This window comes from Mycobacterium sp. (genome assembly GCF_032162105.1).
Lineage (GTDB): Bacteria > Actinomycetota > Actinomycetes > Mycobacteriales > Mycobacteriaceae > Mycobacterium.
In genome coordinates, this window is record NZ_JAVRPS010000043.1 from 1 (window position 1) to 20,509 (window position 20,509).

The following is a 20,509-nucleotide window of genomic DNA, read 5'->3' on the forward strand; positions in this document are numbered from 1 at the left end:
ACGCGTGGGACAAGCAGCGCGAGTTCATCGTCGCCGGTGATGGCGCCAAACAGCTCGGTGCGATGACCGAGGCGCGCTGGAGCACGTTGGTCGACCAGCTGGCGAAGCTGGGACAGGTCACCGCGAAACCGCAGTCGTCCGATCTGTACGACGCCAGCTTGCTCCCGACGATCTCCGCCCCCACCGAGCTGCCGGCACCGCCCGCCGGGTCGTAGGTCGCACCGGGGTGATCGATACCATGGGAAGCATGCAATGAGAACTGTATTCAGCGGTGGCGGGCTCATCGTCGACGCAGACAGCGAGCTAGCGTCCGGCTTCGTCGTCGTCGACGACGGTGTGATCACCGACGTCGGCGAGGGCGCTGCCCCAAGGGAGTACCGGCAAGTCGCCGACCGCATCGTCGACACCACGGGGCTGGCGGTGATACCTGGCTTCATCAACGCTCATTGCCACCTTTTTCAGTCGATGCTTCGCGGCATCAGCACGACGAAATGCCTGGAAGACTGGTTGGCCCAGGACATCTGGCCATACACCGGTCTGTTCCAGCCTGCCGACTTCTATCTGGCAGCAACGGCGGGGCTCCTGGAGAACCTGCGGTCGGGTGTCACCACCGTCCTGGAGAACCAGTACGTCCACCACCATGCCGACAACACCGACTACGTGGCCCGGGCGTTCCGCGACATCGGCATCCGTGGTCTCATCGCGCGCGGCGGCGTCGACATGGACGCTAGTGGTGCGCGGACATCCCGACTGGAAACCGTCACCGAGTATCTCGACAACCTCGCGTCCTTCATCTCCACTTGGGATGGCTCCGGTTCGGGCCGGATCCGATGCGAAGCTGCCATCCAAACCACCTGGCTCGCATCGCGCGAACTGTGCGACCGCGTTGGCGCCTATCTCGCGGATACCGGTGTCGGCCTGCACGCCCACTGCGCCGAAACCCGCACCAGCGTCGCTTCCACCGTTGCCGGCCATGGTGTCCGTGAAGTCGAGTACTTCCGGGGCTTTGGCCTGCTACAGCCTGCAACCCAGCTCGTGCACTGTGTGTGGCTGGACCCCGACGAATGCGAGCTCGTCGCCGAGTCCGGTGCCACCGTCGTGACGTGCCCGACGTCCAACGCCTACCTGGCGTCGGGTCCCGCACCCGTCTCCGACCTCCGTGCTCTCGGCGTGCCGGTCGCGATCGGATGCGATGGGCCGGCAAGCAACAACGGCCAGAACATGTTCGAGGCGCTGAAGTGGTCGGTGCTCTCGGACCGGCTCCGAACCCTCGACGCAGAGCGCCTCAGCGAAGTCGACGCCCTGGACATGGTGTGGCGCGGCGGTGCCCGTGCCGTCGGCATGCCCGACGCGCTCGGCGCCATCCGGCCCGGGTACTTGGCCGACTTGGTGACCATCGATGTCGAGTCGCCCGGCTACAGCGGGTCGTCGACTCTTCGTCGCGGTGTCGTCTTCGCCGGGACGCCTGCCGATGTACGAGGCGTCTGGGTCGACGGCGAACAAGTCGTGCGAGATGGTGAGGTACTCACCGCCGACCGGCACGAGATACACACGTCGATGCGCAGGCGGCGCGCAGCGATCGTCAATCACGACCTGGTGGCGGTGTCGCCATGACGGTGACCGACTCCGCACCACGGCAATCGGATTCGCTTGTCACCTTCTCAGGGGCAGACAAGGTGTACGGCAATGGATTCCGTGCGCTGGCACCGATAGACCTCGCGATCCAGCGCGGCGAGATAACCGTCCTCGTCGGACCGTCGGGTTGCGGCAAGACAACCCTGCTGCGGATGGCCGCGGGCCTCACCGAACCCACTTCGGGGTCGATGACCCGCGACACCGAGCGTCTGTCCTACGTGTTCCAGGACCCCACCCTGCTGGCGTGGCGCACCGTGCACGCAAACGTCGAGGTGATCGCGAAGCTGCAAAAGGTGCCGCGCGCCAAACGTCGGGTCCGCGCGAATGAGGCAATCAAGATGGTTGGCCTCGATGGGTTTCAGAAGGCGTACCCGCGAGAACTGTCTGGCGGAATGAAAATGCGTGCGTCACTGGCACGTTCGGTCACCAGCGACCCTGAGCTCCTGCTCATGGACGAACCATTCGCCGCCCTCGACGAGTTCACCCGCGAGAAGATGGGCGCAGAACTATTGCGGCTATGGCGCGAAAAGGGGTTCAGCGTCCTGTTCATCACACACTCCATTTACGAGGCCTGCACCCTCGGCCACCAGATCGCCATCATGGATACCGGCCCTGGCCACGTCGTCGACGTCATCAGATCACCAAGCCCGCCGTCGCTCGACCCGACCACCGAGCGCGACGAGACCGCGCTACGTGCGCTGCAGCAGCAGATCTCGGTCATGCTCGGAAGCTTCCGCGAATGATCGTCCTCGAGCGCGGATCCCTGATCAGCCGGATCGTCAAGCCCAAACCCAAGTCCACGCGCGTGCGGCCGACCGTTTCGGCGCGCGCACGCATCCGTCGTGTTGCCCCACCTGTCGGCGCGTTCACCCTCGTCATCGCGTCGTGGCAACTGATCATCACGATCTTCGACGTGCCCTCGTACATGCTTCCCTCGCCAATGACCCTGCTGCGAACCCTTTGGGAAGAACGCACGTCGATCTGGCAGCCCACCTGGGTCACCGTCCAGGAGTCGTATCTGGGGTTCGTAGTTGCCACCGTCGCCGGCGTCGCCATCGCGCTGGTGATGATGCGGTGGAATATCGCTGAACGCGGCTTCTACCCGTACCTCATTGTGCTGCAGACCATTCCGATCGTCGCGATCGCTCCGCTGTTCGTCGTGTGGATCGGTCCCGGGCAGACGACCAATATGCTGGTCGGCGCCATGATCGCCTTGTTCCCGGTCGCGGCGAATGCCCTACACGGGCTCAAGTCCATCGACCGCAACCTCGTGCAGCTCTACAGCATGGCTGGCGCCGCACCCCGCGTGACCCTGTTCTCATTGCGGCTCCCCGGTGCGTCACCGTCGATCCTCACCGGCATGCGGATCGCCGCAGGCGCCTCGGTGATCGGCGCGATCGTTGGTGAGTTCGTGGCCGGAGTCGGCGGCGGCGAAGGCGGGCTGGGCTACATCATCACGCAAAGCGCCGTGCAGCTGCGCACCCCGCAGTTGTTCGTCGCCGTCGTGATGGCCAGCGTGGTGTCGCTGGTGTTGTTCGGCTTCGTGGTCCTGCTCGAACGATTGCTGCTGTCCCGGTGGCACGAATCCGCTCTCCCCAAAGATGAATGAGGATCCGACGTTGACCCGCATGTTTCATCTCGCTCATCTCACCACCTCCGAAGTCGACGCGATCGACAAGTCTGATGCGGTCGTCGTCCAGCCGATCGGAGCGATCGAACAGCACGGACCGCACCTGCCGTTGATCACCGACGCCATGCACGCCGAAGCGATCTCCGTGGCCGCCGTCGAGAGCCTGCCCGACGACGCCAACGTCTGGGTACTGCCGACCCTGCACTACGGCAAGTCGACCGAACACCTCGGCCGCGCGGGGACGATTGCGATGTCGGCGTCCACCCTGATGGCGGTGTGCATGGACCTCGGTACCTCGTTGGCAGCCAGCGGATTCCGAAAGCTGGTGTTCGTCAACGGCCATGGCGGCCAACCGAGCCTGCTCGACGTCGTCGCCCGCGACATTCGCCACGAGACCGGTCTGGAGGTCTTCGGAGTCATGCCTCTGCGGTTCCCCACACCACCGGAGGTCGACCGCGTCCACGACGATTTCGACATCCACGGCGGCTACGTGGAGACCTCGATCATGATGGCGATCGCTCCCGATCTCGTGCACCACGACCGCGCATTCCCCGACGGGCAGGACGCCGCAGCAGAATTCGCCAAGTACAAGCACCTCACCCTAGAAGGTGTGTTGCCCACGGCATGGCTGACCGACGACCTCTCCGATTCCGGAACGATCGGTGACCCCACCCAGGCCAGCGCCGATGTCGGCAAGGTCATCCTGGCGTCGGCAGCGCAACAACTCGCCGAGTCTCTTCTCGAGGTCCGCGCATTCAGCTTCCCCAAGCGGACACGCACATCGTGAGCCGAAATCTGTGGTCCCTGAAGCCCGGACATGCCGACCTGCGCCGCGCCCACCAGCCGCAGCGCCCACTTGAGGTCCCCGCCGAATCATCCGACGTCACCATCGATCTGTCCCGAACCGCGGTGATCGTGGTGGACATGCAGAACGACTTCGTGACCGAAGGCGGCTGGCTTCACCACATCGGCGTCGACGTCTCTGGCGCGATCGGTGCCGTCGCCGTGCTCAACCACGGATTGCCCGTGCTCCGCTCGGCGCAGGTCCCAGTCATCTGGCTCAACTGGGGTAATCGCCCTGACAAGGCCAACCTGCCTCCTGGCGTACTGCACGTGTACGACCCGAACGGCGAAGGAGGTGGGATCGGTGACGGTGCCGCCAGGTCCGAAGCGGTACTGACCCGCGGAAGTTGGGGCGCCGCCGTGACATCCGAGCTGCACCCCACCGAGGACGACCTGTTCGTCGACAAGTACCGGATGAGCGGGTTCTTCGACAGCGAACTCGACTCGGTGCTGCGCAACCTGCGAGTGGACACCCTGCTCTTCGCCGGCGTCAACGCCGACCAGTGCGTGTATGCGACCCTCGTCGACGCCGCCTGCCTCGGATACGACGTGATCATGCTCGCCGACGCAGTCGCTACCACGTCACCGGCGTACTGCATGGAGGCGACCCTGTACAACGTTCGCCAATGCTATGGATTCACCACGTATCTCGATGCGATGGCAAGGAGGATTAAGCAGGCATGAGCCTCGCACCAACACTGCACGGCCTTACCGATCTCACCGCGTACAAGATCAGCCCCGACGACACGGTGACACTCACGGTACTGTCCGGACCCAAGACATCCGGGTCGAACACCACTGTGTGCTTCGAGATTTGGGAGCCCGGCGGATCGCAGCCCGACAACTCCCACCCGGAGTCGACCGAGACCTTCGTCGTGCTGCGCGGACACGGCGTCGCGCATTCCGACGAGCACGTCGTGGAGCTGACGCCGGGCGCGGTGATCGTGCTGCCAACCGGCTCAGTCCATCGCATCGTCAACACGTCGACGACGGACAAGATGTACACCATCACCGTCATGGAGAACGACGGCGGATTCGAAGACCTCATTCTGCGCGGAACCCCGGCGGAGCTGACCGACGATGACATCACGGTGCTCGCAGCGTCGCACGCGCGGCGGGCCGCCCCGAAGTGACGACCACGGCAGGCAATGGCGTCGTCCTCGGATCACAGCACCTGACGTCGACGCCGGGAACCGTATTGTGGGGCGAACTCCCCTGCGAGGACGACGACTCCGTCGCGACGATGGACCCCGGCAACACCATCACCATCGAGACCGTCAGCCACGAAGGCATCCTGCCCGATCAGGGCGGGGATCCTCGAGAGTTCTTCGCGCGCTTCGGGGTTCCCGCTGGCGATGTGCTGCGCGACGCGATCGACATCGCCGCGTCGGGGTTGATGCCGTCGGGAGACGTCGGCCCGCACGTCGTCACCGGTCCCATCGCGGTGCGCGGCGCGCGACCCGGCGATCTGCTCGCCGTCACCGTGGTCGACCTTTCGCGACGCGCCGATTACGGCATCGTGTCGTCCCGGCACGGCAGAGGTGCGTTACCCGACGAACACCAGTCGGGGGATGTCACCAGCGTGTTCCGCAAGGCGGTCGGCAAAGAGGGAATCCTGCCTCTTCGGCAGGACGAGTCCGCGTATGCCGGTGCGCACCGCTCGATCCGGTTTCCGTTGCGTCCATTCCTGGGAATCACGGGTGTCGCCGCGGCCGGCCACGTGCGGCCGAACTCCATCCCGCCGGGCCTTAACGGCGGAAACCTCGACATCACCTGCCTTGGCGTGGGGGCCACGCTGTATCTGCCCGTCCAAGTGCCCGACGCGCTGCTCTACGTCGGGGATCCGCACTACTCGCAGGGCGACGGTGAGGTCGCGTTGACGGCCTTCGAGGCGCCGCTTCGCGCAACGCTCCACGTCGACGTGGTTCGCGGAGGTGCTAGGGCGGCGAACGGTCGACCGTTCGCCGAGACCGAGGAGTTGCTCATCAGCATCGGCCTTGACGCCGACTTGGACGAGGCGTGTCGCGACAGTGTTCGTGCCGCGCTGGATCTGCTGTCAGATCGCTACGACATCCCCACGCACCTGGGTTACGCCCATCTCAGCGCCGCAGCCGACGTCCGGATCTCCCAGGTCGTGGATCGGGTGAAGGGATGTCACACCGTGATACGGAAGGCCGACTTCCGGGAATGGACGTGACCAGTTCCTGGTTCGCGGTGCGTGACTACGGGCGCGGCATCCATCTACTGTCGGAGCCGGGTCACGTCAACAGCTACCTGATCGTCGGATCCGAGCGGACGCTGTTGTTCGATACCGGTCTGGGGATCGCTGACATCGGTGATGCCGTCCGCGGAATCACCGACCGTCCGTTGGTCATCGTCAACTCGCACCACCACTTCGATCATCGCGGCGGTAATCAGCACGTCGACGCCGACGACTTCCTGTGCCATCGCTCGGGTATGTCGCTCTATGGCGCGGTGCCAAGCGCCGAACTGACCGCCTACGCGGCTGCCGCCACGCGAATGTGTCAGATCTACAGCCAGTTTCGCGAACTGGACAAGACGAAGTTCTTCCTGAGCCCAGACGACCTCACCATGCGCCCACTTCCCGACCTGAGCAGCTGGACCATCCCGGCGACCCCACCGACTCGCGGGCTCGATCACGGCGAAGTCATCGACCTCGGCGACCGGCGCCTGACGGCACTGCACACACCCGGACACGTACCGGATTCGCTGTGTCTGTGGGAGCCGGAAACCGGCATGTTGTTTTGCGGCGACACACTGTTGACGACGACGTACTGGGCGCATCTTCCCGACAGTGACGTAGCCGCGTTCGCCGCGTCATTGGCATCACTGGCCAAGCTGCCGGTGACACGAGCGTTCGTCGGACACAATCTCGTCCCAGACGTCGATCACGCGTTCGTCCGCCACGTCGCGGACACCTTCGCCACCCTGGCCCAAGACCCAACGTGCGGACAGGTGGTGGACGGACCGCACGGCGATCCGGTCAGACGCCATGATGGCCAGGGTTTCGCGATCCTTACGCGGGTTTGAACAAGACTGTGCGGTCCCGCCGGGCTCTCCTCCCAGCGGGGACCGCACAGGGTCTTGGTGGGCCGCTCCTTGGTGGGCCGGTTAGAAGCCCCACGCGGCGGCCGCGCGCCGATCGGTGTCCGCGACGTCGTCGGCGCCGTCGCGCACGGCATTGCCGAGGTTGACCAGAATCTCGTTGAGCGCCGCCGCCGACTGATCCCATCGGGCCTGCTCGACCCGATGTGCCTCGGCCGCCTCGCGGGTCCATACCGCCGTCAGCGGCGCGATCTGCGTCCGCAAGTCGTCCAGCGCAGCGTTGAACCGGGCCGACGTGGTGTGGATCTGCTGGCGCACGGTGTACTCGATCTCGTTGAAGTCGTAGGACAGAACCGGATCCATGGGAGCTCCATTCGGGTTGACGGTTACAGTTGGCGGTTACAAGGACTGGCCAGCGGCGGCGATGCGGTGCGAGTGACCCTCTGTCGCTTCCCGCAGGGTTCGCTCGTTGTAGGTGATGGTCTCGGCGATCCGCTGTAGCGCGGCGTGCAGCTTCACCGACTCCGCGTTCCATCGGTCGACGACGTCTCTGAATCGGGCCGCCGCCACACCTCCCCATACCGATGCGGGTACGCCGGTCATCTGACCGATGAAGCCGCGCAGCATCGCGCGGATCTCCTCGTTGCGGGCGTCGATCCGGCCTGCGACGGCAGTCATGAGGTCGAAGTCGGTGTTCAGGGCACCGGGTGTCGTCATCGCGGTCCTTCCGTTTCTGTGAAGCGGGACATGATAATTGGACGCACCCGACTGCGATTCGGTTCCATCGCCCGCGGTTGTCGTTCACGCCAGCACCCTCGCAGATCGGATGGCCTGGTCGCAGATCCGTTCCGGGGCCGGACGATCCGGCGCGTGTTGGCATCCGATGGCGATCCGCACGCCGCGGTCGAGCATCACCGTCCATTCGACATGGTGCTCCACGCGGATCTCGCGGTAGGTGATGACGCTCTTGTCGGCCCGGCGGTCGGCCGCGGTGAACTCCACGAAGACCCCGTCGGGCTGTCCGTCGAGCGCGACCCGCAGCACCTCCGCCGCTGCGACCAGCGACTCCTGACCCTGCGACTGGGTGAGGTGAATCGCGACCCCCGGCTCTCGCGGCGAAAGCACTTGCATCCGAGCCGAACCGGGGCCCGTGTCGATGCGCTCGGTAGGCCAATCGGCGGGAACCTCGACGGCGACCCGTCCCTCGACCAGCCACACCGAGGCGGCAGGCGCGGGGTCGTCGACGCCGGACCCCACCGCAGCGCAGGCCAGCGCCACCACCGCCAGCCCGGCACCGGTCAGGGCCGCAACGCGTCGATCGACCGGCCTTCGACGACGAGCCCGCCCGACCATCGCCATGCGCAACAGGCGTTCGTCGTCGGCCACCGATACCGCGACGCCCCTGGACCGAACGGTGCGCGCCAGTTCGCCGGCCAGTCTCATCGCTCCGTCCGTACCGCGCGGCACGTCGATCACCACGTCCGCATCGTCGATGCGCGAGTCGATGGAGTCGATGACGGTGCGCGGGTCACCGACGCGGGGCACGACCTGCTGCGTCGCGTTCGGCGCGTGGACGACGACGAAATCCTCTGCGATCTCGACGATCACCGTCGAGTCGTCCCCCCGTAGGACGTCTGCCCGCCGCAGGGGAACGGCATTCGCGACCACGTGGCGGGCGGCGTCGCACACCATGTCGACTCGCGGCGATCGCCACCATGACGGGCAGACGAGTGCCACGGTATGGGCACTCGGGTCGACGGTAGCCGCCATTACCTCCCGCCACACGGCGTCGACCGGTACGACGCGGTCGTCGACCAATGCCACCGCGTCGTCCATGGACTCGAATGCCGCCGCCACGAGGTCGCCGTCCACCTCGCGTGTCCCGACGATGTCGGTCGGCCCCACCACGACCGCGGTGTCGGGCCCGGTCATGGCGGATCCGTCCACGACACCTGAACCACCTGGTTCGGTTGGCCGCGCCGAGTCAGCGTGCCGCGACCCGGCGGCTGCGCCGTCGGGCGCACCGAACCGAGCAGGACGCCATCGTCCGGACCGGCGCTCATCGTCAATCCCATGCACCCGAGGTCGCGCAACCGGGCCAGGAAAGGATCGAACATCGCACGCGCGGCGCCTCCGGAACGGCGCGCCACCACGACGTGCAGTCCGAGATCGCGAGCGTGCGGCAGCAGGTCGACCAGCGCGGTGAGTGGGTTGGGCGTCGATTCGGCCACCAGGTCGTAATCGTCGACGACCAGATACATTTCCGGACCCGACCACCACGACCGGTCACGTAACTGCCGCTGGGTGACCTCGGCGCCGGGCACGCGTGCCCGCACGCTCCGGACGAGCGTGGCGACGTGTGTCTCCGCCGCCGCCGCGGACATCGCATAGCCTGCGAGATGATCCGATTCGACGACGCCGAGCAGCGACCGGCGCGGATCGACGATCAGGATCTGGGCACTGCTCGGGTCGCTGCTCCGAACGACTTCCTGGCACAGCGTGCGCAGCGTGGTCGTCTTGCCACACTCCGTTTCGCCGAGCACCACGAGGTGGGACTGTCCGCCGAAGTCCAGGGCGAGCGGCCGCAGGTCGTCCTCGGCGAGACCGATCAGGACGTGCGTGGGCGGACGGGCACCGGAAGCCGCAGCCGCCACCACTTCTGAGGCCACCTTCGTCGGAAGCAGTTCGACTGGCGGCGCAACGTCCACGGGATGGCGGGCGCGCAGCAGTTCGGCACCCGCCCGCAGCGCGGCGTCCAGGTCGGCGTTCGACGGGCTTCCATCCAGTCGCGGCAGCGCGATCACCATCTCGAGCCCGTCGCGGGTGACGCCGCGACCGGGTGGGCTGTCGCCGAGGAGGCGGGCCCGGCGCCTGTCCATCTCGGAGTCGGCCGGATCACCCAGCCTGAGTTCGATTCTGGTGCCGAGTTGGTCCTTGAGCGCGGGGCGGATCTCGACCCAGCGGGATGCGGACACCATCACGTGGACCCCGACCGCCAAACCCTGCGCGGCAAGCACGGTGATGGCCTCCTCCAAGCCGTCGAAGTCCTGCCGGACCGCTGCCCAGCCGTCGATCGCCAGGAAGACGTCGCCGTACGCATCATCGAATCCGGCGTCGAACAGGGCGTCAGCACCGTTCCGGCGCAACCGTGCCTCCCTGGACCGGATCAGCGCCTGCAGTTGACCGACGATGCGCCGGACCAATGCGGGCTCGAACCGTCCGGCGACCGCACCGACGTGGGGAAGCACGCGTGTGGCCGCGAGTACACCGCCGCCGAAGTCCAGGCCGTAGACCTGCACCCGCGAAGGCGGGTGTGCCGCCGCCAGCGCCAACACCAACGTGCGCAACGCGGTGGACTTGCCCGACCGCGGCCCGCCGACGACCGCGACGTGGCCACCGGGTCCACTCAGATCGGCGATCAGGGGATCGCGCCGTTGCGCGAACGGCTTGTCCACCAACCCGATCGGGACCACCAACGGTGGTAGGCGCACCGACGAGGCGAGCACGGTGTCCAGTGCGGGTGACTCCGCCAGCGGCGGCGACCACACCCGGTGCGCGGGGGTGCCCTGGCCGGCCAGGCCGTCGAGCACCGTGTCCAGAATGGTGCGAGTGGCGGCAACGCGCTCGGCGGGTTGATGCGCATTTGCTTCTCGCGAGACCGGCCGAGCGGTGAACAGCGTCGGCGTCAAGACCCTTTCGTCGCGTTGTGGCACAACGGGTATCGGGCTGGACACGAAGGCCGCGCGGAACCGGACGAGTTGGCCCGCGGCGGTCTTGAGGTAGGCCATCCCTGGCGTGCCTGGCAGGTCGTATGCATCCGGAGTGCCGAGCACCGCGCGGGATTCGGCAGCCGAGAACGTCTTCAGACAGATCCGATACGAGAGGTGATTCTCCAGTCCACGCAGCCTGCCCTCGTCGAGACGTTGGCTGGCGAGCAGTAGGTGCATTCCGAGTGATCGTCCGACCCGGCCGATCGCGGTGAACAAGTCGGCGAAGTCCGGCTGCTGGCTGAGCAGTTCGGAGAACTCGTCCACCACGATGAACAGCACGGGCAGCGGCGCCAGGGCCGCACCCGCCGCCCGCGCGGCCTCGTATTCGCTGACGTTCGCGTAGTTCCCCGCCGTGCGCAGCGCCTGCTGCCTGCGGGTCATCTCACCGGCGAGGGCGTCCTTCATGCGGGCCACCAGGTGTGCCTCGTCCGATAGGTTGGTGATGACGGCGGCCACGTGCCGAAGCCGCTCGAACCCGAGAAACGTTGCGCCTCCCTTGAAGTCGACGAGCACCAGGTTCAACGTCTCGGGTGGATGGGTGGCGATCAGGCCGAGGGCCAGCGTCCGCAGGAACTCTGACTTGCCCGAACCCGTCGCACCCACGCAGAGCCCATGCGGCCCCATTCCGTCGTGCGCGGCCTCCTTGATGTCCAGCTCGACGGGCTCGCCGGCATCGGAGGTGCCGATCGCCACGCGCAGCCGTCGATGGTCGGTGCGGGGCAACCACAACGTCGCGGCATCGATCCTGGCGAGGTCGTCGATGCCGTTGAGGGCCGCCCAACCACGATGCGCCTTGGGCAGGCCGCCAGTCGTCGACGTGCCGACGCGGAAGGGCGCCAGCCGGCGGGCGCACGCCAACGCCCCCACGGGTGACAGGAGGTCGGGGCGCTCCGGCGAGCCGTCCGCGTCGATCCGGAGGTTCGGCCCGGTGGTGGGCGGGCCGTCGGTCGGGCCGATCGCCACCACGGTGACGCGGTGGTCCGGCGAGTCGCCAGACACGTGACCGCCGTCCACCAGCACCACCACGTGGGCGCTCTCGTAGACGTCAACCTCGGCCATGCTCCAATACGTGGAGTTCCCGTGGTGGGGAAGCCATTTCAGCCATTCCCAGTCGGGCACGGCCGTTTCGTCGACGACGGCGGCGATCTTCACGTGCTGGGGGCCGTGCAACACCGCCAACTGGCAGATCATCGCCCTGGCCAGCCCGCGCGCTGCGCCAACGTCGCCTTCGACCGTGATCCGGGGATGCTCGCGCACATCGATGACGACGGGCAGATTCGGCACCGTCGACCTAGTCGCGATCAGACCGTGCAACGCATCCGCCGTCACTGGATCGACGGATTCCGACGGCGTCGACTCGGGAGCTATCAGCCTGGTGGACAGGGTGAGCGTGCCGAGTCCGACACGGACCCGGCAGAAGTCAGCGTCGTCGGGTTGCCGTTCCCACATTCGCCTGCCACCAACGAGCGTCCACAACGATCCCGGATCGGGATGGCTCCAATGCATTGCCCGATGTTGGGCGCCGGCGGTTCTGATGGTGGCGTCGTCCAGCGCATCGAGGTAGCGCAGATACTCGCGCCGATCCTGGTCGACCTCGCCCGTACGACGGGTGCCGCGCGAACCGTATGCCAGCGAACCGACCACGGAGACCAGCATCATGACTGGGAACAGCATGAACATCGGGCTGCGGCTGGTGCCGGATGTGAAGTACAGCAAGCCCATTCCCACCGCTGCGACGAGCATGGCCGCAGGCAGCAGCCACGTCAGCGGGTTGACCGGCGCCTGCCGCGGCGGGTCGGGCGGGGCCTCGACGACGATGTCGCCGTCGTCGACCTGCGGAACGGAGAGGCGCGGAGCGCATACGAAGTCCATCGGTGAATGGACGCAGCGGGAGCCGATTCCGTTCCATCGCGGCGCGAGAGATTTTGCCGCGCAGACCTACCCCATTGCTCGGTTACGGTGACGATGCTGGGCATCTATCGGGGGGTGATGCGGTGTCGGTGTGTCGACTGTCCATTAAGACCGACCGGGACGGTCAACCGGTCACGGTCGACGTCGCACTGCCTGCCGACACGCCGGTCGGGGCGCTGCTGCCGACCATCGTGGCGTTGGCCGGGCAGCCGTCACGCGAGTCACCGCAGTGCTGGCGACTGGACCGCATGTCCGGACCGTCACTCGACGAGTCGATCACACTGGCCGACAACGGTGTTCACGACGGCGAGGTGCTGGTCCTGGTTGCGTTCGACGCAGCGCCGCTCGGACTGGTGCGGTGGGATCCGTGTCGAACGGTCGCCGACGGGGGCACACCCGCAGATGCCACACCGTTCATGTCCGAGATCGCCTGCACGTGGGCCGCGATCCTCGGCTCGCTGGCGTTGTGCGCGGGGGTAGGACACCCGGGCATCCGTCTGCTCGTCGCCGCGATCGGAACCTGCACCGCGGCGGCGTTGGTCGTCGCCGCACGAAGCACGGCAGCAGGCCTCGCCTCGGTATGCCTGGCCGCCGCGACGGGGTTCGTGGCGGTGCCTTCGGGTCCGGCCGCGGCGAACGTCTTCCTCGCTGCAGCGGCGGCGGGCTCCATGTCGCTGCTGATGATGCGGTGGATCGATGATTCGTCGTCGACTCTGATTGCGACGGCGAGCTTCTCGGCTCTGGCGGCTGTCGCGGCGATTATGCCGATCGTCGCCACGGTTCCGGTCGCGTCTGTCGGCGCCATTCTCAGCGTCGCGGCTCTCGGACTGCTAACGACGTCCGGCCGCATCTCGATTCTCCTGTCCGGTCTGGCCCCTGATCGGCACACCGACGATCAGGACGAACGCGCGACCCGCGGCTACGCCGCGTTGACCGGCCTGATCGAGGGATGCAGCGGTGGTGCAACAGTCGGCACAGTTCTCGTCTCGGTCGGATGTCATCAACAGAGTGTGCCGACCATTGCCGGCTTCGGCTTCGCGGCGGTAATCGCCGTCGCGTTGCTTCTGCGGATCCGCACCCACCTCGATGTGACGTGCCGCTGGGCGCTCGCCTTGGGCGGGATGGCTAGTGTCTCTGCGGCGTTCATCATCATCGTGGTGGCATCACCTGACCAAACGGGCTGGGCGAGCGCGACCATCGTCGCCATCGGTCTCGGTGTCGTTCGTCCGCCCGGGCTCAATGCCGCCGCCCTGCGCGCCATCGAGGTGCTCGAATACGCCGTACTCGTCACCGCGGTTCCGCTGGCCTGCTGGGTCAGCGGGGTCTACGCGATGGTGCGCGGAACGTCTCTGCCATGACGGCCGCATCCGCCATGGGGTTGCGAGTCGTCGCCGTCATCGCGGTCACGTGGGCGGCCGGTTTGACGTCTCCTCCGGCCGTTGCGGTGGTACCCCCGATCGTGGACGACGCATTGCTGCCCCCACCGAAGTCACCGGCACCCCGGGAGGCCACCGAGCAGAGCGAACGCTGTCGGTCGGCGACCAGGCCTGCCGACGTCGGCACGGAATGGCAACTCAGCGAGATTGACCTGCAGGCAGTCTGGCGGCTGTCCCGTGGCTCGGGTCAGACGGTGGCGGTCATCGACACCGGCGTGTCCCGACACCGACTGCTGCCCCACCTCGTCCCCGGTGGGGACTACGTGTCAGCCGGTGACGGCACGCAGGACTGCGACGGTCACGGCACCGTCGTCGCCGGAATCATCGGTGCGGCCGAGGTCGACGACCCCGGCACCACGTTCGGCGGGCTCGCCCCCGATGCCGCGATAATGGGCATCCGGCAGTCCAGCAATGCTTTTCGCCGGGTAAGCGACCCCGCCAGCTCGGGCGTCGGTGACGTCGAGACCCTCGCCATGGCGGTGCGCACCGCGGCCGACGCGGGAGCGACGGTGATCAACATCTCTTCGGTCGCATGCATACCGGCGAACGACACGATCGACGACGGCGCCCTCGGTGCGGCGCTCGCCTACGCCGTGGACGTCAAGAACGTGGTCGTCGTCGCGGCGGCGGGGAACGTGGGCGGCCCTGGTCAGTGCCACGAGCAGAATCCGCCGCCCGATCCGGCTCGCCCCGGCCTGCCGGATTGGGACGCGGTGAACGTCGTGGCCAGCCCGTCCTGGTATGACGACTACGTCCTCACCGTGGCCTCGGTCGGCCTGGACGGGCGCCCGTCGACGTTCAGTCTGGCCGGGCCGTGGGTTGACGTGGCTGCGCCCGGCGAGGCAGTCGTCTCCCTGGATCCCGACGGGGAGGGTTTGATCGATACGGCGCCGGGTTCCGCTGAGCCCCGACCGATTTCGGGAACCAGCTATGCGGCACCAGTGGTCACCGGCATCGCCGCGTTGATCCGCTCTCGCAACCCGCAGCTCACGGCGAGGCAGGTCATGCAGCGCATCGAGGACACCGCGCACCGTCCGGCGGCCGGGTGGGATTCTCAAGTCGGTCACGGTGTGGTCGACGCGCTTGCCGCGATCAGCGCGGACGGCCCAGGCACCTCCCGGTCGGCTCCGGCGACGACACGGTCCATGCCGCCGCCCACTGAGGTTCACCGGTCCGACCCACTGTCCCGGCGGGTCGCGTTCGGCGGTGCCGCGATCTGCGTGGCGGTGGCCGCGGTGGCGTCGGTCTCGGCCGGTCGACTACGACGGCGCCGACAGCCCGTCGCGCACGACTGACGCCGCCTCGGTGCTCAGTTCCGGGCCGCGTGGCAGGCTCGCGAGGATGGGCCACGGGGCCGGCGCGGACGGACCGGCCAGACCGAGGTGGGTCGCCACGTCGTCGTCGTGGATGCCGTACACCACGCCCATGTCGCTGACCAGATACCGCGGGCCCGCCGAACCGTCGTCACCGACGATCGCGGCAGCCCTGGCGTCGATGCCGCGGCCCGCCGGAACGGCTACGGCGTCGACGTTCGGTCCGTCGCCATCGGCCTGAGCCAGGCTCGTCGTCCCAGCGACGGCAATCGGCGTCTTGCCGGTCAGCACGACACTGCTCGATCGATCGTTCACCTGGTCGGGATGCCATTGCACGCACACCGCTGCGGAACCGTCTGCTCCGACCGGCTCGCGGGCGTGTTGCGGGAGGTGCCCGACGGCGAGCCCGTCGACGGCACCGGTCCGTGCGATCGCCGACGGCGCGACGGCAGGCACGCCGTCGAGGCCCCGGTAGGTGAACCTGATCAGGTCGGCTGCCACCTCGCCGATCCTCTGCACACCGTCGCGGAGAACGGCGTAGTAGTCGGTGGAGTCGGCGCGGATCACCCGCACGACGGCCCCGACCGGAATTCCCGCCAACGACCGGGGTCCCGCGTCGCCCGCTGCATCGACGACCGGCGCTGCGATCGCCGGGACCTCGAGCACGGTGTCGAGCAGGGTTCGCGAAACCGGCACCGGGGCAACGCCTTCGAGGCGCAGTGCGCGCACTACCGCCGGATTGCGTAGGTCGACTTCGGCGCGCCTGCCGTCGTACAGCAGATAGGTCGTGGCGGGGCCTTCGCCGCGTGGGGTGACGAGGACGCTGCGCGAATCGTCGAGACGATCGGTGGCCGATGCTTCGGCGCCGACGATCACGAAGGTGCGATCGGTGTCGCACACCGTCCACGACGGCGCGCCCAGCGGCGCTCCGATCGCCGCGGGCGCGCCAGGGATGCCCATCGACGGACCCCGCGTCGCACTCGCGATGGTCGCCTCACCGACCACGACCGGGTTGGCCGCCGACCTGGCGATCAGGCGGGCCGACGCCAGGTTCGGGACTGGGTGCAGCACGTCGCCGATCCGCACGTAGAGCGCGCCGGAATCGCGAGCCATCACGATCGGCGCGCTTCCGAGGGCGCCCTGCGGTCTGGCGAAGGCCAGGATCGCGCACGCCGCGACGGCGATCACCGCGACGACGCACCCCGCCACCAGCGACAGGGATTGCGCACGCAGCGGATCGTCGTGCATGGCAATGTTCCTGCGCACCAACGCATGTTCCATGCGCCGCATCAGAAATCGGTGACCACTGGCTGCAAGCCGGGTCGTCGGTTGACTTCCCATCACTCCCCCGGCGTCGAGCCTAACCTCGCCGTGGGACCCCCCGGTGCACTGAATTCAGCGCCACCGTGCCCAGACGTAGGGCACCAGCGAGCGGAGGAAGTCGAGGTCTGGACCCGGCTGGGCGTCGGCGAAGGCCTGCTCGAAGTACTCCGCGGCGACCAACAGGTTCACTACGATGGGTGAACACCGCAGGTTGGAGGGGAGACACGGCATGCGCACCTTACGATCCCCTTGCCGCGCCGTCCTGCGGGCGTCGCGCAAGAAGGTGTGCCTAGCGCAGTGACGACTCCAATGCTCGACCTCGACGGCCGTGTGGTCGGCCGGCGGCAGGAGATGGCCGAACTCCGAGAAGCCGTGGAATCGGCCGGGCGAGTCGACGGCGGATGCGTCCTGCTCAGTGGGGTTCCGGGCGTGGGCAAATCAACGCTCATGCAGGCCCTCGGCGCCGAAGTCTCCGGGCGCGACTGCGTATTCGCCTACGGCAGATGCCGCGACGGCGCGCCCGCACCGTATTCTGCGTTGGGCGACGCCCTCGGCTCGCTCGTCCGCACCATGGAGGCCACGGGCCCGGCCGAACGTGCCCAATGGCGTGCGGGCCTCGTCAGCGGGGCGTCTACCCTCGCAGGCGTCCTCGGCGAGCTCGTGCCCGACCTGGCCCAAGTGCTGGGCGAGGCCTCGCACGTGGGCGACCTCGATGCAGCGGACGCTCGCCGCCGGTTGCATCGCGCCGCCATCCGGCTGGTGTCCGATACCGCGCAGTTTCGGCCGGTTGTGCTGGCGATCGATGACCTGCAGTGGGCTGATCGAGACACACTGCTGCTGCTGTCCGAACTGTTGACGGTATCGCTGCGAAACGTGTTGATCCTCGGTGCACATCGCGCGGGTGAATTCGACCCGGCCGCAGCGGGTCTGAGCTCCGAGACCTTCCTCAGCATCGAGCTCGCTCCGCTGACTCACGACGATGTCGAGGACCTGCTCGCGGCTGTGAGCGGCCGGGGCGTGGAGTTGGGCGATGTGGCCGCCGAGTTCCAGCACCGGACCGGGGGAAATCCACTTCAGGTCCGTCAGCTGCTGTACCGCGCACAACGAGAAGGCGCGCTCATCCCAGCCGGCCCTGGCGGTCGACCCGGCTGGGACCTGCGCGTCCTCGCCTCGATCGAGGTCACGGGAACGGCCGCCGAGTTCATCGGCGGCTACCTGGGCCAGCTGCGCCCCAATGACCGGGCGGTATTGAGTTCGCTGGCGTGCATCGGTGGCGAGTTCGACCTCGACGACGCCACGGCCGCCGCGGCCCAACCTCCCGACGTGGTGGCACACGCACTCTGGGCGAGCCTGGAACTTCGCCTGCTCGAGGCCCTCGACAACCGTGGCCAGCGGATCGCCAACGCGATAAGCCGTGATGCCCGATACCGATTCAGCCACGACCGCGTGGCCGAGGCCGCGCGCACCGACCTCACCGAAGACGCCGAACGCGAGACGCACCTGCGGATCGGTCGGCGGCTCGTCGCGCTCGGGGACGACCGGCTGTTCGAGGCCGCTCGCCACGTCGGAATCGGCGGCCGGGGGCTGCCCGACGACGATGAGCGCATCCGGTTCGTGGAGGTACTGCGGCGCGCGGCACTCAAGGCACGGGCGCAGGCCTCCTTCCCGCTGGCGCTCGAGTACTGCCGCAACGCGCTGACCCTCCTCGGCGAGCAGCGTTGGACGTCACACTTCGCACTGACCCGGGAGCTGCAGCTCGACGCTGCCGACGCAACGTTGCTGGTCGGTGACGTGACGGCGCTCAACGCGCTACTCGACGAGGCCGAAGAGATCCTGCGCGAGCCTCCCGACCGCGCACGGCTCGCTTACCTCAGGCTGAAGGGCCGGGTCGCAGAGAACCGGCTCCAAGAAGCGCTCGAGATTGGGCTTCAAACGCTCGACGAGCTCGGCGAAAAGGTATCGACTGACGCAGGTAAGCCACGCATGGGCAACGCGATTGTCCGGATGAGGCTGACGATGCGCCGCTGGCCCAGCGAGCGGCTGATGCGGCTGCCGCACTGCGATGATCAGCGGGTCATCGAGATTCACCGAATCCTTGCCGAACTGTGCAACATGTCAGTCCTCATCCGGCCCAACCTCTTGCCCTTGTTGGTGCGAAAGCAACTCGATCTCACGTTGGCCCACGGCCACACACCGTCCTCACCGCCGGTCATTACGGGTTACGGGATCGTCCTGGTGCTGCTCGGCGATCACGCAGGTAGCCAGCGTTTCGGCGAGGTAGGCATGCTGCTTGCGGAGCGCCAGGAATTCCGGGAAGCGCGGCCGCAGACGGTGTTCATGCACCATGATTACATCCACCACTGGCGCCACCCCATCCGCGACGGCTTGGGCGAGCTTCGCGACGCCATCGAGGAGGCACTCGACCTAGGCGACCAGGAAGCCGCCGGATTCCTGGTCGCGGTTCTGCTCTCCCAGTCCTTCTGGGTCGGTCGTCCGCTCGCGGAGATCGACGCTCTCGCCAGCTCTCTCATCCCCCACATCCGTTCCCAGCCCGTGCCCAGCGCTCTTTGCCAGGCCATGCAGCAGCTATGCCTCAATCTGATGGGCCGCAGCGCCGATCCCTTCCTCCTCGCCGGCGAGAGCGGCTACGACGAGCGAGACGTGCTGCCTGCGGCCCGCCTCGAGGGCGACGAGGTGGCCCTGGGTGTCGCCGCGACGATGAGGCAGGGCCTGCACTTCTGGTGCGGCGACCGCGCAGGCGCGGTCGCCGCTACGCCAGAGGCGATCCAGCATCTCGGCGGTCTGGCTGGGCAGGTGACCACACAACTGGTCTACCTGGTCGGCGCCCTCAGCATGATGCAGTGCGCGCCGCGGGACCCGTCGACGGTCCGCTTCGTGCGCCAGGCACTGGCGTCGCACCGCAAGTGGGCGGCGGGGGCACCGGAAAACTACGCGGCACCGTATGCCCTGATCCAGGGAGCGTGGGCGCGAGCCCGCGGGCGACACGCCAAGGCAGAGCGCTACCTTCACCAGGGGATTGAGCTCGCCGAGGAATACCAGCTCCCGATGATTAGCGGGCTCGCCCAAGAGGAGGCCGCCGCCCTCTACGCCGACACCGGGCGGACGTCGCTTGGCGAGCACATGCTGCGGTCGGCGTACCAGCGCTGGCTGAATCTGGGTTTCGCGGTGCGCACGGACTGGCTCGCGCGGGAGCACCCCTGGCTGCTCAGACGCGATCTCGTTCAGAGGGGTTCGGCTGGGATCGACCCGGTCGGCGCGCATCAGCTTCTGCACGCGCTGTCGGGGGCGCGGACCCCGGACGGCTTGGCCAACATCATTCTGGGCTCGGTGGCGGACACGACCGGTGCGGGCCGCGTTCTCCTCCTCACGGGCGAAGCGGAGAATCTGTCGGTCCAGGCCATCCTTGATCGCGGCAAGGTGTCGTCCGTCGACGGGCCATCGACCGAGGTGAGCTATGACAGGGACGCCGTACGTCGCGTGGTGGACAACGGCTCCCCACTCGTCGTGGTCGCCGATTCTTACGCCGCGGCACCGTCGATTCTTGTCGTCCCAATACGACTG

18 protein-coding genes are annotated in these 20,509 nt (G+C 67.6%); 12 read left to right on the forward strand and 6 right to left on the reverse strand.

All coding sequences use genetic code 11. The features are described 5' to 3' along the window. From QOC69_RS01970 to QOC69_RS02010, 9 genes are all read left to right on the forward strand, one after another. A partial coding sequence (locus tag QOC69_RS01970) for a hypothetical protein (protein ID WP_526435828.1) occupies positions 1-215 on the forward strand: 215 nt, incomplete at its 5' end. 37 nt (positions 216-252) lie between these two features. Continuing rightward, positions 253-1,614, forward strand: coding sequence for an amidohydrolase family protein (locus tag QOC69_RS01975; RefSeq protein ID WP_526435830.1), 1,362 nt, complete (start codon positions 253-255; stop codon positions 1,612-1,614). Then, a complete protein-coding gene (locus QOC69_RS01980; protein ID WP_526435832.1) occupies positions 1,611-2,378 on the forward strand; it encodes an ABC transporter ATP-binding protein in 768 nt (255 codons plus the stop codon). The genes QOC69_RS01975 and QOC69_RS01980 overlap by 4 nt, the downstream gene beginning before the upstream one ends. Next, positions 2,375-3,244 carry an ABC transporter permease gene (locus QOC69_RS01985; protein WP_526435834.1) on the forward strand — a complete coding sequence of 290 codons (870 nt, stop codon included), beginning with the start codon at positions 2,375-2,377 and terminating at the stop codon, positions 3,242-3,244. Before QOC69_RS01980 ends, QOC69_RS01985 begins: the two co-directional genes overlap by 4 nt. Further along, positions 3,237-4,052 (forward strand): creatininase family protein, encoded by an 816-nt coding sequence (locus tag QOC69_RS01990; protein WP_526435836.1) that lies wholly within the window; start codon positions 3,237-3,239, stop codon positions 4,050-4,052. Before QOC69_RS01985 ends, QOC69_RS01990 begins: the two co-directional genes overlap by 8 nt. Then, positions 4,049-4,792, forward strand: a complete 744-nt coding sequence (locus tag QOC69_RS01995; protein WP_526435838.1) for a cysteine hydrolase family protein — start codon at positions 4,049-4,051, stop codon at positions 4,790-4,792. Before QOC69_RS01990 ends, QOC69_RS01995 begins: the two co-directional genes overlap by 4 nt. Next, on the forward strand, positions 4,789-5,241 hold the full coding sequence (locus QOC69_RS02000; protein WP_526435840.1) for a cupin domain-containing protein: 453 nt from the start codon (positions 4,789-4,791) through the stop codon (positions 5,239-5,241). The genes QOC69_RS01995 and QOC69_RS02000 overlap by 4 nt, the downstream gene beginning before the upstream one ends. Continuing rightward, positions 5,238-6,305 (forward strand): acetamidase/formamidase family protein, encoded by a 1,068-nt coding sequence (locus tag QOC69_RS02005; protein ID WP_526435842.1) that lies wholly within the window; start codon positions 5,238-5,240, stop codon positions 6,303-6,305. Before QOC69_RS02000 ends, QOC69_RS02005 begins: the two co-directional genes overlap by 4 nt. Beyond that, a complete protein-coding gene (locus tag QOC69_RS02010) occupies positions 6,302-7,159 on the forward strand; it encodes an MBL fold metallo-hydrolase (protein ID WP_526435844.1) in 858 nt (285 codons plus the stop codon). Before QOC69_RS02005 ends, QOC69_RS02010 begins: the two co-directional genes overlap by 4 nt. An 81-nt stretch (positions 7,160-7,240) precedes the next feature. On the opposite strand, the gene QOC69_RS02015 is transcribed toward QOC69_RS02010, so the two are convergent. The 4 genes from QOC69_RS02015 to eccCa form a co-directional block, all read right to left on the reverse strand. Beyond that, positions 7,241-7,537, reverse strand: a complete 297-nt coding sequence (locus QOC69_RS02015; protein ID WP_526435846.1) for a WXG100 family type VII secretion target — start codon at positions 7,535-7,537, stop codon at positions 7,241-7,243. A gap of 36 nt (positions 7,538-7,573) precedes the next feature. Continuing rightward, positions 7,574-7,891, reverse strand: coding sequence for a WXG100 family type VII secretion target (locus QOC69_RS02020; RefSeq protein ID WP_526435848.1), 318 nt, complete (start codon positions 7,889-7,891; stop codon positions 7,574-7,576). Positions 7,892-7,975: 84 nt separating this feature from the next. Beyond that, positions 7,976-9,106, reverse strand: coding sequence for a type VII secretion-associated protein (locus QOC69_RS02025; RefSeq protein ID WP_526435850.1), 1,131 nt, complete (start codon positions 9,104-9,106; stop codon positions 7,976-7,978). After that, positions 9,103-12,816, reverse strand: a complete 3,714-nt coding sequence (gene eccCa, locus QOC69_RS02030) for a type VII secretion protein EccCa (protein ID WP_526435852.1) — start codon at positions 12,814-12,816, stop codon at positions 9,103-9,105. Before eccCa ends, QOC69_RS02025 begins: the two co-directional genes overlap by 4 nt. A gap of 122 nt (positions 12,817-12,938) precedes the next feature. On the opposite strand from eccCa, the gene eccD reads away from it, so the two are divergent. Together eccD and mycP are read left to right on the forward strand one after the other, a co-directional pair. After that, positions 12,939-14,213: a type VII secretion integral membrane protein EccD gene (gene eccD / locus QOC69_RS02035; protein ID WP_526435854.1), complete on the forward strand. Its 1,275-nt coding sequence runs from the start codon at positions 12,939-12,941 to the stop codon at positions 14,211-14,213. Continuing rightward, positions 14,210-15,586 (forward strand): type VII secretion-associated serine protease mycosin, encoded by a 1,377-nt coding sequence (mycP, locus tag QOC69_RS02040; RefSeq protein ID WP_526435856.1) that lies wholly within the window; start codon positions 14,210-14,212, stop codon positions 15,584-15,586. The genes eccD and mycP overlap by 4 nt, the downstream gene beginning before the upstream one ends. Here the strand turns inward: mycP and eccB are convergent. Both eccB and QOC69_RS02050 read right to left on the reverse strand, forming a co-directional pair. Next, positions 15,551-16,945, reverse strand: coding sequence for a type VII secretion protein EccB (gene eccB / locus QOC69_RS02045; protein WP_526435858.1), 1,395 nt, complete (start codon positions 16,943-16,945; stop codon positions 15,551-15,553). The genes mycP and eccB overlap by 36 nt on opposite strands. A gap of 54 nt (positions 16,946-16,999) precedes the next feature. Beyond that, complete coding sequence (locus tag QOC69_RS02050; RefSeq protein ID WP_526435860.1) at positions 17,000-17,158, reverse strand: hypothetical protein; 159 nt, start codon at positions 17,156-17,158, stop codon at positions 17,000-17,002. Positions 17,159-17,236: 78 nt separating this feature from the next. Between QOC69_RS02050 and QOC69_RS02055 the strand changes: the two genes are divergently transcribed. Then, a partial coding sequence (locus QOC69_RS02055; protein ID WP_526435862.1) for an ATP-binding protein occupies positions 17,237-20,509 on the forward strand: 3,273 nt, incomplete at its 3' end.

Bases quoted from the DNA above. Each gene is read 5' to 3' on its own strand.
- QOC69_RS01975 (WP_526435830.1), top strand. From the start codon at position 253: ATGAGAACTGTATTCAGCGGTGGCGGGCTCATCGTCGACGCAGACAGC.
- QOC69_RS01980 (WP_526435832.1), top strand. From the start codon at position 1,611: ATGACGGTGACCGACTCCGCACCACGGCAATCGGATTCGCTTGTCACC.
- QOC69_RS01985 (WP_526435834.1), top strand. From the start codon at position 2,375: ATGATCGTCCTCGAGCGCGGATCCCTGATCAGCCGGATCGTCAAGCCC.
- QOC69_RS01990 (WP_526435836.1), top strand. From the start codon at position 3,237: ATGAATGAGGATCCGACGTTGACCCGCATGTTTCATCTCGCTCATCTC.
- QOC69_RS02000 (WP_526435840.1), top strand. From the start codon at position 4,789: ATGAGCCTCGCACCAACACTGCACGGCCTTACCGATCTCACCGCGTAC.
- QOC69_RS02015 (WP_526435846.1), bottom strand. From the start codon at position 7,537: ATGGATCCGGTTCTGTCCTACGACTTCAACGAGATCGAGTACACCGTG.
- QOC69_RS02020 (WP_526435848.1), bottom strand. From the start codon at position 7,891: ATGACGACACCCGGTGCCCTGAACACCGACTTCGACCTCATGACTGCC.
- QOC69_RS02025 (WP_526435850.1), bottom strand. From the start codon at position 9,106: ATGACCGGGCCCGACACCGCGGTCGTGGTGGGGCCGACCGACATCGTC.
- eccCa (WP_526435852.1), bottom strand. From the start codon at position 12,816: ATGGACTTCGTATGCGCTCCGCGCCTCTCCGTTCCGCAGGTCGACGAC.
- mycP (WP_526435856.1), top strand. From the start codon at position 14,210: ATGACGGCCGCATCCGCCATGGGGTTGCGAGTCGTCGCCGTCATCGCG.
- eccB (WP_526435858.1), bottom strand. From the start codon at position 16,945: ATGGGAAGTCAACCGACGACCCGGCTTGCAGCCAGTGGTCACCGATTT.
- QOC69_RS02050 (WP_526435860.1), bottom strand. From the start codon at position 17,158: ATGCCGTGTCTCCCCTCCAACCTGCGGTGTTCACCCATCGTAGTGAAC.